The 12,240-nt window shown below is 51.6% G+C and carries 11 protein-coding genes and 1 pseudogene; 5 read left to right on the forward strand and 7 right to left on the reverse strand.

What is annotated here, in order from left to right; all coding sequences use genetic code 11:
* The first annotated feature begins 189 nt into the window (after positions 1-189).
* Positions 190-1,545 (forward strand): sodium-dependent transporter, encoded by a 1,356-nt coding sequence (locus NYE48_RS24185; protein ID WP_341000218.1) that lies wholly within the window; start codon positions 190-192, stop codon positions 1,543-1,545.
* A gap of 121 nt (positions 1,546-1,666) precedes the next feature.
* On the opposite strand, the gene fsa is transcribed toward NYE48_RS24185, so the two are convergent.
* Positions 1,667-2,332 carry a fructose-6-phosphate aldolase gene (gene fsa, locus NYE48_RS24190; protein WP_036707271.1) on the reverse strand — a complete coding sequence of 222 codons (666 nt, stop codon included), beginning with the start codon at positions 2,330-2,332 and terminating at the stop codon, positions 1,667-1,669.
* Between the two features lie 68 nt (positions 2,333-2,400).
* A complete protein-coding gene (gene zwf, locus NYE48_RS24195) occupies positions 2,401-3,936 on the reverse strand; it encodes a glucose-6-phosphate dehydrogenase (RefSeq protein WP_212949949.1) in 1,536 nt (511 codons plus the stop codon).
* Between the two features lie 147 nt (positions 3,937-4,083).
* Here zwf and NYE48_RS24200 point away from each other — a divergent pair, with 147 nt between their 5' ends.
* Positions 4,084-4,962 (forward strand): LysR family transcriptional regulator, encoded by an 879-nt coding sequence (locus NYE48_RS24200; protein WP_341000723.1) that lies wholly within the window; start codon positions 4,084-4,086, stop codon positions 4,960-4,962.
* A 260-nt stretch (positions 4,963-5,222) separates the two neighbouring features.
* Here NYE48_RS24200 and NYE48_RS24205 read toward each other — a convergent pair whose 3' ends face one another.
* A complete protein-coding gene (locus NYE48_RS24205) occupies positions 5,223-5,807 on the reverse strand; it encodes a dihydrofolate reductase family protein (RefSeq protein WP_341000724.1) in 585 nt (194 codons plus the stop codon).
* A gap of 90 nt (positions 5,808-5,897) precedes the next feature.
* Here NYE48_RS24205 and NYE48_RS24210 point away from each other — a divergent pair, with 90 nt between their 5' ends.
* On the forward strand, positions 5,898-7,199 hold the full coding sequence (locus tag NYE48_RS24210; RefSeq protein ID WP_009226929.1) for an IS1380 family transposase: 1,302 nt from the start codon (positions 5,898-5,900) through the stop codon (positions 7,197-7,199).
* A gap of 440 nt (positions 7,200-7,639) precedes the next feature.
* Here NYE48_RS24210 and NYE48_RS24215 read toward each other — a convergent pair whose 3' ends face one another.
* A complete protein-coding gene (locus NYE48_RS24215; protein ID WP_120463466.1) occupies positions 7,640-8,941 on the reverse strand; it encodes an IS1380 family transposase in 1,302 nt (433 codons plus the stop codon).
* Between the two features lie 431 nt (positions 8,942-9,372).
* On the opposite strand from NYE48_RS24215, the gene NYE48_RS24220 reads away from it, so the two are divergent.
* Together NYE48_RS24220 and NYE48_RS24225 are read left to right on the forward strand one after the other, a co-directional pair.
* Entirely contained in the window at positions 9,373-9,573 is a 201-nt protein-coding gene (locus tag NYE48_RS24220) for a hypothetical protein (protein ID WP_212952278.1), read from the forward strand.
* A gap of 111 nt (positions 9,574-9,684) precedes the next feature.
* A complete protein-coding gene (locus tag NYE48_RS24225) occupies positions 9,685-10,008 on the forward strand; it encodes a winged helix-turn-helix transcriptional regulator (RefSeq protein WP_341000219.1) in 324 nt (107 codons plus the stop codon).
* 65 nt (positions 10,009-10,073) lie between these two features.
* On the opposite strand, the pseudogene NYE48_RS28270 reads toward NYE48_RS24225, so the two are convergent.
* The 3 genes and pseudogenes from NYE48_RS28270 to erm form a co-directional block, all read right to left on the reverse strand.
* Positions 10,074-10,515, reverse strand: a pseudogene (locus NYE48_RS28270) (NAD-dependent dehydratase); the annotation flags it as partial.
* A gap of 223 nt (positions 10,516-10,738) precedes the next feature.
* Entirely contained in the window at positions 10,739-11,068 is a 330-nt protein-coding gene (locus tag NYE48_RS24230) for a four-helix bundle copper-binding protein (protein WP_341000725.1), read from the reverse strand.
* Positions 11,069-11,259: 191 nt separating this feature from the next.
* On the reverse strand, positions 11,260-12,117 hold the full coding sequence (gene erm / locus NYE48_RS24235) for a 23S ribosomal RNA methyltransferase Erm (protein ID WP_341000726.1): 858 nt from the start codon (positions 12,115-12,117) through the stop codon (positions 11,260-11,262).
* Positions 12,118-12,240 lie beyond the last annotated feature (123 nt).

Below are 12,240 nucleotides of genomic sequence, written 5' to 3' on the forward strand. Positions count from 1 at the left end.
TGCCCGATCTTTTCCCATGACCTCTTCACAAAAAATGCCGGGTTAGCGGGTGTTTATTTCATGCATCGTGTCGCCGGCAAAGCCCTATGGCATCCCCTTTTTTGCTTTTTAGGAAGATTTTCATATGGCTTTGCCGGGAAAATGAAATATAATAAAAGGAACTTTCAAAAATAAACTGGGGGAACATCTATGACAACACCGCAAAAAAAACCAGCGGCACCGGGAAAAAACGACCGTTTTTCTTCGGCGGGGTTTATTCTAGCCGCCATCGGCAGCTCCGTGGGTCTCGGGAACATGTGGAAGTTTCCGTACATCACGGGCCAAAATGGCGGCGCAGCCTTTTTTCTGCTTTTTATCGTTTGCTTGATCATCATCGGCTTGCCCGTACTGTTGGCTGAATTGGCCATCGGACGGGCCGGCAGGGGCAGCGCGGCGACCTCCTTCGTCAATGCCGGCGGCTCCAAAATCTTCGGCCGTCTCGGCCTGCTGCAAATCATCGCCCCGTTCCTGATCCTGACCTTCTACGTCATCGTGGCGGGTTGGACGCTTCATTACGCGGTACAATCGTTCAGCGGGCAATTGTACAACAGCACGGATTTCGAAGGGGAATTTAGCGGCTTCATCGGCGGTTATATGCCGGTCATCTGGCAGATCATCGCCATTGCGATCACGGGTTTTGTCGTGGTTAAAGGGATTTCCGGAGGCATCGAAAAATTCAACAAAATCCTCATTCCCGGCATGATCATTTTGCTGATCGTGATGATGATCCGGGCCGTCACCCTGCCGGGTGCGGGCGAAGGCGTGGAATTTTTCCTGAAACCCGATTTTTCCAAATTAACGACCGAATCCGCTTTGGTCGCGCTTGGACATGCCTTCTTCTCTTTGTCGCTGGGCATGGGGATTTTGCTGACGTACGGCGCTTACGTGGACAAGCGTCAATCGCTCGGGGCGGCGACGATCGCGATCGGGGCAGGCGACCTGATTTACGCCTTCGTTGCCGGGCTCATCATTTTCCCGACGACCGCTTCCTTTGGGATCGCGCCCAACTCCGGGCCAAGCCTCGTATTTATCGCCCTGCCGGCCGCCTTTTCGGCCATGCCGTTCGGCGCGTTTTTCGGGGGACTGTTTTTCATTCTGCTGGCGATCGCGGCGCTGACGTCGGCGGTATCGCTGCTGGAGGTTCCCGTCTTGTTTGCGATGGACCGCTGGGGCTGGAGCCGCATGAAGTCGGTGCTGATCATCTCGGTGCTCGTGCTGCTGGTCGGCCTTCCTTCGGCCTTGTCCTTCGGCATCGTGCCTGCCTTTACGCACATGGGCAGCAAGAACTTTTTCGACTGGCTCGATTTTATCGCCTCCAACATCCTGCTTCCGGTAGGCGGATTGATCACCACGCTGTTTGCGGGATACTTCTGGAAAAACGCCGCGGAGGCGGCCGGACTCAAAGCCGGATGGTTCCGGGTATGGCTGTTCACGCTCCGGTACATCGCGCCGATCCTTGTCGTTCTCGTGCTTCTGCACACGACCGGCGTCATCAAGTTCAAATAAGGGAACGTCTCTCGAGATACCATCTTCGCATGCGTATCGCATAACAAGGGTAAAAAAGAAGGCAATCTCCCGGTCTGTCTTGGACAGCACCGCGGAGATTGCCTTTTTTTCATTTGTAGAATTACTTCACGCTGCTTTTCCAGTCGGCCGCAAATTTGACGAGGCCTTGGTCGGTCAGCGGATGTTTCGCCAGCTGCGCAATGACGGAGAACGGCACCGTCGCGATGTGGGCGCCCGCCATCGCTACGCGGGTAACATGGTCCGGATGACGGACCGATGCGGCGATGATTTGCGTGTCGAGGTTATGGGTGCGGAACAACTGCGCGATTTTGTCCACCAGCAGCACGCCGTCTTCCGAAATGTCATCGAGCCGGCCCAGGAAAGGCGATACGTACGTTGCTCCGGCACGGGCCGCAAGCAGCGCCTGATTGACCGTAAAGATCAGGGTAACGTTCGTTTTGACGCCTTTCCGGGACAGATAACGGCAGGCTTCCAGACCCGCCAGGGTCATCGGCAGCTTGATCGTGATTTTCGGATCGTTGCCGTTGATTTTGATCAATTCGTTGGCCTGCGCGATCATCTCTTCGGCGGTTTCCGCATCCGGCGTCACTTCGGCGGACACCGATTCGACCTCAGGAACGGCCTGGCAAATTTCGGCGATGCGGTCCTCGAATTTGACGCCTTCTTTGGCGACCAGGGACGGGTTCGTCGTCACGCCGGACAACACCCCGATTTTGTAGGCGGATTGGATGTCCTGCAAATTGGCGGTATCAATAAAAAACTTCATGAAATGCAACCTCCCGAAAATGTTTTTTCATCGTTTTTTGTTGGATTAGGTGATCCGTTTTGCCTTAATCAGCTGGCCGTGACATGCTCAACGGGCTGCTTCCGCGCCTCTGCGGCATTTGCCGCCTCCTGTTCGGACGGTTCGTCGAACCACCAGTGGAAACCGTCCTGGGCAAGCAGCTCGTTGGCGGCCTCCGGACCGTGGGAACCTGCGGGATACGGATAAAGCGGCACTTCCCCCGCTTCAAACGCTTCAAGGATCGGCTGAACCCACTGCCAGGACAAATCGACCTCATCCGAATGCACGAAAAACGTGGAATCGCCGTTCAGCGCGTCATGAATCAGCGTTTCGTAAGCCTCCTGCGCTTCTGCGCGGTCCGGGAACATGTCGATATGAACCGGCTTGAATTCGCCTTTATGATGCGGGTCTTTCGTATTCAGCTGCAGCGTGATGCCTTCGTTCGGGCCGATCTCGAACACCAGCAGGTTCGGCACGCTCGAATCCTCCGCAGAAGCCGAGGAGCGGAGCGGCTCCTTGAATTCGATCACGATCCGCGTGTTTTTCGATTTCAGGCGTTTGCCCGTCCGGATATAAAACGGCACGCCCCTCCAGTAATAATTGTCGATGTTCAGCTTGGCCGCGATAAACGTATCGTTCGTCGAATCGGGCGAAATGCCGGGCTCGGAAGTATACCCTGGCACCGGCTTGCCCTGGATGGATCCCGCCGTATATTGGCCGCGCACGATGCGCGTGTGCACGTCCTGTCTGGCCAGCGGCTCCAAAGCTTCCAGCACGTTCTTTTTCTTCAGTCGGATATCTTCGGCCGTCGCGTTGCTGTTCGAAACATGAATCGACAACATCATAAGCAGCTGGAGCATATGGTTTTGGAACATGTCCCGAATGGCCCCCGCCTTGTCGTAATAACCGGCGCGGTCTTCCACACCGACCGTTTCGTCGGCCGTGATCTGGACGTTCGCGATGTAGCGGCTGGTCCACAGCGCCTGAATGACGGGATTCGCCTGTTTGAGCGCTTCAAGCCGCTGGACCATCGGTTTGCCGAGGTAATGGTCGATCCGGTAAATCTCGTCCTCGGTAAACGCCTGGCTGAGTTGGCTGTCGAGCTCCCGCGCCGAAGCCAGGTCATGCCCGAAGGGCTTCTCGATGACGAGCCTTTTCCAGCCCGTGACGCTGCCTAGGCCGCTCTGCTCGATTTGGGACGCGACCGTGCCGAAGAAGTCCGGGGCAACGGACAAATAAAACAAGCGGTTTGCCGCTCCTTCCTGTTCCTTCTCCCAGCGCTCCACCCGTTCTTTCAACTGAACAAAATGCTCCCCGCGGTCGATATGCAGGACATGAAAGCCGAACAAACCCAAAAAGGCTTGCAGCGTGTCGCCTTCTTGGACCTCCAGACGGTAAAAATCATGCAGCGACTGCTGGACGTGCGCGCGGAACGTCTCGTCGTTCAGCTCTTTTCGCCCAAGTCCAATCACGGAAAAAGACGCAGGCAGTTTTCCATGGATATATAAATGATATAAAGCCGGGTAGATTTTGCGCTTGGCCAAATCCCCGGTGGCTCCAAACAATACGAAAGTGGTAGGATTCATTTCGATTTTCTCCCTCCTTCAGAGCTTTGGGACGAGGGTGAAGACTTCGCCGGTTCCACTCTGGTTTCTATGTCTTGGATTCACTATAATACAAATAAGTACCATACACGTAATTGATATATTTCTGAGGAGATATAGATCATGTCTATGACTAATAATTATGAGCTGTATAAGGTATTTTATTGGGCGGCCAAAACGGGGAGCCTGACGCAAGCGGCCAAGGCGCTGTACTTGACCCAGCCCAGCGTCAGCCATGCCATCAAGCAGCTGGAGGAGCGGGTCGGCCTCACGCTTTTTTACCGCAACGCCAAAGGCGTGTCGCTGACGCAGGAAGGCAAAATTCTTTTTTCGTATATCGAGCAGTCCCAAATTCTCATTTCGTTGGCCGAAGAAAAAATGGAAGCGCTCAAAAGCCTCGAAAGCGGCGAGCTTCGCATCGGCGGCAGCGATTCGTTGTTCAAGCATTACCTCCTCCCGTATCTGGAAGACTTTCACGTGCGTTATCCGGGCATCAAGCTGCATTTGAAGCACGGCACGACGCCGGAGGTCATCTCCTACCTGAAGGAGGGCCGCATCGACCTCGGGGTCGTGCGGATGCCGATCGTGGACGCTCAACTGGAGGTGACCGAAAGCACCGAACTTCAGGACTGCTTCGTCGCCGGCGAACGGTATGCGGAGCTGAGCGGGCAGACGTTGACGATGGAAGAACTGATGAAATATCCGATCATTTTATTTTCGCGCAACAGCCGGGTCCGAATGGCGATCAACGAGTTGTTCGAAAAATACGGCCACGAGCTGAAGCCAGACATCGAGGTCGGCAGCGTCGACCTGCTCATCGAGTTTGCCCGCAGGGGGCTCGGCATTTCTTACGTCACGCGGGAATTCGTCGCCAAGGAGTTGAAGGAAGGTTCGCTGTTCGAGGTCAAGCTGGACGTCGAAATCCCGCCCTCCAAAGTCGGGATCATGGTCATGCGCAACCTCCCGATTTCCGCGGCGGCAACCAAATTCATCGAAATGGTGCCGTAAACAAGTCGCCCCGTCGCGGCAGTCACGTCTTTTTCTTACTCGTGTATTGAATATTGGGCGAAATTTTTATATAGGGGAACTCACGCCGTCCGTAAATTAAGAAAGGCAGCCGGCCAAAAAATAGGGCCGGCTGCCTTCAACTCTCTATAGTGCGTTATCGTCGTTGCGTTATCGTTCCCGTGAGCCTCATGCCGCATACGGGTGATTCTCAGGGGCGTTTCATTATCGTTCGCGACGGCATTTTAATCTACGAAACAAGGTCATCTAACCGTCTGGTAAACGAGACCAATGGCCCCGGAATCAAAAGTTTTGTTTTCGATAAGTTTAAGATTGATCTTCTCTTTGATGCCTTGGAATAACCGCAATCCGCTGCCGACCAGGACAGGAGAAACCGTGATTTTGTACTCATCAATTATATCCAGCCCCATAAGGTAGTGGGCAAACCTAGGACTGCCGAGGATGACCATATCTCTGCCTGGCTGCTGTTTAAGGTTCATGATCTCTTCTTTTACATTATGTTTCACCAGCCTGGAATTGTTCCACTCGACTTTCTCCAGCGTTGTGGAGAAAACGATTTTATGTGTCTTATCGATCCACTCGGCATGTTCCAGTTCATGCTGCGAAGCTGACGGGTTCGATGGCACGGACGGCCAGTAACCGTACATCATCTGATAAGTCCCGCGTCCCCAAATGACCGTGTCGGCAGTACTCAGAATTTCTTTCGCGTGTTTTTCCAAATCGGCATCGTAAGAAACCCAGCCAATGTCCATTTCGCCGTTTGGCCCCTCTACAAACCCGTCAAGCGATGAATGCAAAAATAAAATAAGCCTGAATTTCGAAAGTATCGCTTCTTGAAAATATGAAAAGGGCTCCGAATCTTTGGTAGAATGGTGTTTACTTGGAACACTACACCCAAAGAGAGGAGCACCTTATAGGTGAAGTCTACCACAACGATCAGCAAAATTAAAACAGAATTTTCACTACAAAACGCAACGAGCTGCGGCGGCATCAAAATCTTCCTGGCCTTTCTCGAAAAAATCAAACTGCCGGAGGCGATGTGCAGCCTCTCCGGCGGCAAAGCGCGCAACTCCCTCTTCCCCGTTTACCGTATTCTGCTCTATCTCATCGTTGGCTGGATGCTTGGCTGCGAACGGATTTTTCATTTCCGTCGTTTGCAAAGCGACGTGCTGCTGAGGCGCTTTCTCGGCGGCCGCTGCCCGCATCACAGTCTGTTGTACAAGGAATTGATCCGGCTTGGTCGTTTCTGTCCCTCTCTGGTTAACGAACTGCGGAGGCTGAATCAAGAGATCATTCGACCCTGCTTGCCACCTGAGCTGATTCTCGATCTGGATTCCACGGTAGAGACCGTGTATGGCGATCAGTCCGGCGCGGCCAAAGGCACAAATCCACACAAGCCCGGGCGTAAGAGCTATCATCCCCTGCTTGCCTTTGAAGGCCAGAGCCGACTAAACTTGAACGCCGTGCTTCGACCGGGCAATACGCACTCTTCCACCGATGCGGCCGACTTCCTGCGGCAAACCTTTAGACTGCTCGACGAACACAAAGTGAAGTACGCAAGGTTCGACAAAGGCTTTGGCGGTGAAGATTTTTACAGCTTGTGGGAGCAGCACCACATCGGCTATGTCGGCAAGCTGAAATGGACCCAGCGGCTGGCCAAGGAAGTTGGGGCTTGTCGTTACTGGACGCGATATGTCGACGAAGAGTGGATCATCGAAGGTATTTGCTTGATCTACCAAGCGACCTCCTGGAACAAGGCGCGTCGTGTAGCGATCATCCGTAAGGCGCAAGTGTTCGAGGAGGGCCAAGGCCGCATTGTATTCGATTCGGACTGGCAGTACGAAGCCATGGTGACTAATCTGGAATGGGAACCGATCGATTTGTGGCGATTCTACAATCAGCGCTGCTGCATGGAAAATTACATTAAGGAAGCCAAGAACGGGTTTTCCATCGATCGCATTGCGACAGGTGATTTCAAAGCCAATGGTCTGGATCTGCTGATCAAGCTGCTGGCCTACAATTTGTTCGAGCGCTTCAAACGTGACTGCTGTGAGCCAGTCCATCAAGGCTATACGATTGCCCGGTTCCGTCTGGAATTCTTTTATTGCGCCGCAACGCTCATTCGGCATGGTCGCTCTATCCTACTCAAGCTTGCGAGGGACTTTCCCAGCCGTTATGTCTGGAAACGAATCGAGGTTCGAGTGGCGCAGTTAGAATAATGATAAGCAAAATTTTACATGGAAATCAGGACTGCCTCTTCATTGGGGAGGGGGAAAGACCATCTGCCGCAAGCTTCCGTCTCCACTAAAACATGGGAAACTCCCACCTTTTCACTTCTTAAGTCGCCATTGCTTTAGCATCTTGCATTGATCTTATGCACTTTCGAAATTCAGGTTTAAGTTTTGTTTAGGGTCAAGGACAGGATGGACAATTTTGATTAAACAAGGTGTTTCTGGTGAGGGAATTCCATCAAAAGAAAACTTATCCTGAATTTCGAAAGCCCATAATGGTGGCCAGTTTGTAGCAGGATTAGTAGGCAACAACTGTAATAAACAGGGAAATACCCAGTGGATTACGCGACGATTCTGAAAAGAGGGTAGTCTTTCCCCCTCCCCATAAGACAGGGCTAAACGGTTTCCATGTTAATTTGTGGTAAACGTCATTCTAAGGCAGCGACTTTGGCGGCGATACGTTGCCAGGCGCAGCGGTTCGCGAAATCTTTAGCCAGTTTCAGAACGACTTGTCGGCTATGCTGAATCATCGTAGCTGCACAGTGGAAAAACTCTAGACGGAACCGGGCAATCGTATACCCTTGATGGACCGGTTCGCAACAGTCTCGCTTGAATCTCTCGTAGAGATTGTAGGCGAGCAGCTTGATGAGCAGGTCGATTTCATTAGCGGTAAAGTCACCGGTAGCGATTCGATCGATGGAAAAGCCGCGTTTGGCTTCTTTGATATAGTTCTCCATGCAGCAACGCTGGTTGTAAAAGCGCCAAAGGTCGATCGGCTCCCACTCGAGATTGGTGACGATCGCTTCGTAATGCCAGTCCGTATCGAGGAGAAGCCGAGCTTGATCGCCGTCAAACACCTGCGCTTTACGAATCACCACAACGCGGCGCGGTTTCTTCCATGAGGTGGCTTGGTAGATCAGGGTGATCCCCTCGATGACCCAATCCTCATCGACAAACCGCTTCCAGTAGCGGCATCGCCCTACTTCGGCCTGAAGTCGCTGCGTCCATTTCAATTTCCCGACATACCCGATTCGCTTGGCTTCCCATAGGCTGTAGAAGTCTTCGCCGCCAAATCCCTTGTCAAACCGGGCGTACTTTACCGGACGGTCACCAAGCAACTCAAAGATCTGACGGAGGAAGGCGGCTGCATCGGTGGAAGCGTGCGTATTCCCAGCACGCAGTACTGCATTCAGGCACAGGCGCGACTGGCCCTCAAACGCCATCAGCGGATGGTAACTTTTACGTCCGGGTTTGTGGGGATTCGTGCCGACTGCCGCCCCCTCTTGGTGACCGTATACCGTTTCTACCGTGGAGTCTAGGTCCACGATGAGTTCAGAAGGCAGACAGGGTGCAATAATCTGCTGATTCAGCTTTCGCAAATCCAGCGTTAAGGTTGGGCGGGTCTTGCTGAGTCGATCCAGTTCCTTATACAGCAGGGTGTGATGCGGACAGCGCCCGCCGAGAAACCGCCGGATGAGCGCGTCATGTTGCAGCCTGCGGAAATGAAAGAGGCGTTCGCATCCGAGTATCCAGCCGACAATGAGATAGAGCAGGATGCGGAAAACAGGGAACAGGGAATTGCCTTGCTTGGTACAATTTAAATTCTGCAAAGCCTTACCGAGCTTGATTTTTTCGAGATATTCCAGAAAGATTTTGCTTCCTCCAACATTTGAGGCGTTTTGCAAGGTAAATTCGGTCTTGATTTTGCTGACGGGTGTGGTAGACTTCATCTAAAAGGTGCTCCTTTCTTTGTAGGTGATGTTCTGGACAAACACCATTCTACCAAAGAATTGGAGCCCTTTTCTTGTTTTTCAGACGATGTTACTTTCGAAATTCAGGATAAATACTTTTTTCCACTTCATTGAGTATAATACTCCTCCTTTACCATTAAAGAAGATTTCATTCGATGTTTCTTGAATTTATCTTCTTTGGAAAAAATACACACACCTATTTTATCGATATAATTCCATATTTTTGTAATATCCATATAGTACCTTTAAATGGGTCTATTTACCTAATATTCTGATATATTGGTGTTTAACGTTCACAGTAATTGGAAGCAAGCCATCAAAACAATGAACTAACAATCATAAAAAACTCTTGGATTGATGAGTGAGAATTTTGCATAATTCCAAATTGAGAACTGAATTTTTGGAGGGGTATGGATCAGTTTAAACCTCTTGCTGCTCGAAATTTTGAGGATGCTTCAAAAAAAATAAAAAAGACGGCGGGAAAACGGGCAGCGGTCAAGCCGAAACTAAAACAACGGACGGCCCGCGCGCCTGATCCAAAAAGGGACAAAGGGGGCAGAGAGCCTCGACGCGATAAAAAACGCGATCCCGGTAAGGGGATCCTGCCATAAAAAGTTTTTTTCATGCTATATTGGATTTATCATGCTCCGATCGAGTGGGAGGCGTTAAGTATGGAAGAACCCGTAAAAGTGTTCAATACGGCAGTGTAAGCAACGCTTGAGGTGATCGGCGGCAAGTGGAAACCAGTGATCCTTTTTCATCTGACAGTCGGAAAAAAGCGCAATAACGAGCTCATGAAATTGATTCCGTCCATCACCCAAAAAACGCTGACGCAGCATCTTCGGGAATTGGAGGACGAAGGCGTGATATCCCGCATCGTCTATAACGAGGTGCTGCCCAAAGTCGAATACGAGCTAACCGATTACGGTTGGACGCTCAAAGAGATCCTGTACATGATGTGCAGATGGGGTGACACCCATATCGAACAAAAATACGACGGCAAAGCCGCCGTGCTGCAAAGCCGCGAGCTCGAAGCCTCCCGGTAAAAACGCATAAAGGCCGTTCCCGTTGAAGCCAGCTTGGGAACAGCCTTTTTTGTTACGCCCTGCCGTTAGGGTATGACTTTAAGACAGCGCAATTCGTCAAAAATGCCCATAAAAATCTCTTCCTTATCCACGAATTCATGAAAGCCGAAACGGCGGGCTTTGGAGCCGTCGGCGAAAAAGTCATAGTCCCAGGAAAAAACGCAGTCGCCAAACCGCTAGGAGGACACCTTCTGATAAGAATGCGGCTCAAGTCCGTATTTCTTCACCATTTCATTCCACAGCGGTTTTTTGTCCGCCATGATGACTTCCAGCGACATCTGCAGCGGGGGAACGTCTCGAGACCGAAGTAACCGGCGATTTTCGGCCTGGGTAATTTTGCTGATCCGCGCTAAACTCGGGCGGCATATGGCCGGCGTCCGTCTCCCGCGCCGGGGTTTTGAACGGACCCAAATGCGCTCCGTACACTTTGTATCCCTGCATCAAACTAATATGCCGCAAGCCCGGAGCGGCCGCTGACGCCGTTGGCGCCAACGGCCAGCGCGACTTTTCGTTCTTGGTGGACAGACGGGTGATGCGTGGCAACTCGGCTCCTTTTTGGCTGTTCTTGATATGCTCCCATTGTGCAACGAAAACGCCGCTTTGCGAAGTACGCACTTTCATGTCATATAAACACTATTTCGTAACCATGGAGCGCTGCGCTGCCAAGCCGATCTCGCTTTCTTCCTGCCCGTTAAGCCGCCATATTCCGGCATGCCTTAGCGCAAGCAAAACACGCTTCCGCGCATCGTTTGCAATGCTCATGCATATGTTTTCCGCACTCTTTCCCGCATGCTTCGCAAACGTCGGCGCATAATGCGCATATTTCCCTTACGAAGGGACTGCCCTGGGAAATGGATTTGGCCGCCAACTCGCACACATCCGCGCACTCGCGGTCCAAACGGATGCAATCCCTCATCATGCCGATGTCGTTTTCTTTCAGGCAGGCATCATAACAGATGCTGCAGGCGACCATGCATTGCAGACACGAATCCATACATTGCTGAATTTGCTCATGGGACATCATATCGATCGACCTACCTTCCACGTAAAACTTGCAGCCTGCTGACCAATGCTGCATCAGGTAGTTTTTACCCAAAAAAAGGACCGTAAAAACAATGGCCGAATGTATTGATCCCTAAGCCCTCACTCATTACTACTTTATCCAGAATACAAAACGCAGCAGCTTGCCGCCGAATCGGTATGGTACCGTTCCTATTTTGCCTTTTGAACCTTCGGCCATCTGAATCTTGGCGCATGTTTGATCATGGCCTCGAAAATGCCCGCCCATTGCGACTCGGATAAGAATGCGACGGGAGCCTCCTGTTTTATGCCGAGATTGCGCTTTATATTTTTGATTTGCGGCGGCGTAAAAATCCCTCTCAAAGCCCAATCCACCGGTAATTGAGGTTTTTTAAGCATGTAATCGGCCAACCCCCGAAAAACGGAAAAATCTTTTATTGGAACCATGGGCACCTTCTTCCGGCTAACCGTTATGATGGCACAGTCCACTTTCGGGGGAGGAGAGAAATTTTCTCTTGAAACCCCTTTAACGTAACGGATGTCAAAGAACATTTTCCACGCGGCCACATATGGATCTTTGACATGACTGGAAGCAAACCGTTTCGCCGCCCCCTTCTCCATGATGATAACCGCCCTTTGGACCTGATTTTTGGGATTGTCAAAGAGCATTTTCATAATGCTTGTCGTGATGGCGAAAGGTATGTTGGAAACGACGACAAACGGCAATTTAGGCAGCGGGACGCGCAATATATCCTGCCGGACCACCTTTACGTTCCGCATTCGAAGCTGTTCCAGCTTGTTTGCCAGCTTCGGATCGTATTCCACGGCGATCACTTTCCCTGCTTGCTCGCTTAACACGGTGGTGATGGCCCCCTTCCCGGCGCCCAATTCCAACACGAAATCATCGTCGGAAAGTTGAGCCAGACGTACCAGTTCCTTTAATAAACGCTTGTTGTGAATGAAATGCTGCCCGCTGAAATTCGGAGCTTCTGATGGCCATGTTCTATGTTCCGCATACTTGTTCATTTTTCTTTTCGTCATTGTTTTCACGATCCCTTCGCTGAACGAATTCGCCGCCGGCTCTGATCGCAACACAAAAAGCCGCTGACACGGACGTCTCGCGGCTTACGGTAAACGGGATCGCATTGGGGTCAAAAAGATCTCAACGCTCCT

This window comes from Paenibacillus sp. FSL M7-1455 (assembly GCF_038004655.1).
GTDB lineage: Bacteria > Bacillota > Bacilli > Paenibacillales > Paenibacillaceae > Paenibacillus_AQ > Paenibacillus_AQ cookii.

What these genes read in the sequence shown, in the direction of transcription:
- NYE48_RS24185 (WP_341000218.1), top strand. Translation starts at nt 190, where the DNA reads ATGACAACACCGCAAAAAAAACCAGCGGCACCGGGAAAAAACGACCGT.
- fsa (WP_036707271.1), bottom strand. Translation starts at nt 2,332, where the DNA reads ATGAAGTTTTTTATTGATACCGCCAATTTGCAGGACATCCAATCCGCC.
- zwf (WP_212949949.1), bottom strand. Translation starts at nt 3,936, where the DNA reads ATGAATCCTACCACTTTCGTATTGTTTGGAGCCACCGGGGATTTGGCC.
- NYE48_RS24200 (WP_341000723.1), top strand. Translation starts at nt 4,084, where the DNA reads ATGACTAATAATTATGAGCTGTATAAGGTATTTTATTGGGCGGCCAAA.
- NYE48_RS24215 (WP_120463466.1), bottom strand. Translation starts at nt 8,941, where the DNA reads ATGAAGTCTACCACACCCGTCAGCAAAATCAAGACCGAATTTACCTTG.
- NYE48_RS24220 (WP_212952278.1), top strand. Translation starts at nt 9,373, where the DNA reads ATGGATCAGTTTAAACCTCTTGCTGCTCGAAATTTTGAGGATGCTTCA.
- NYE48_RS24230 (WP_341000725.1), bottom strand. Translation starts at nt 11,068, where the DNA reads ATGTCCCATGAGCAAATTCAGCAATGTATGGATTCGTGTCTGCAATGC.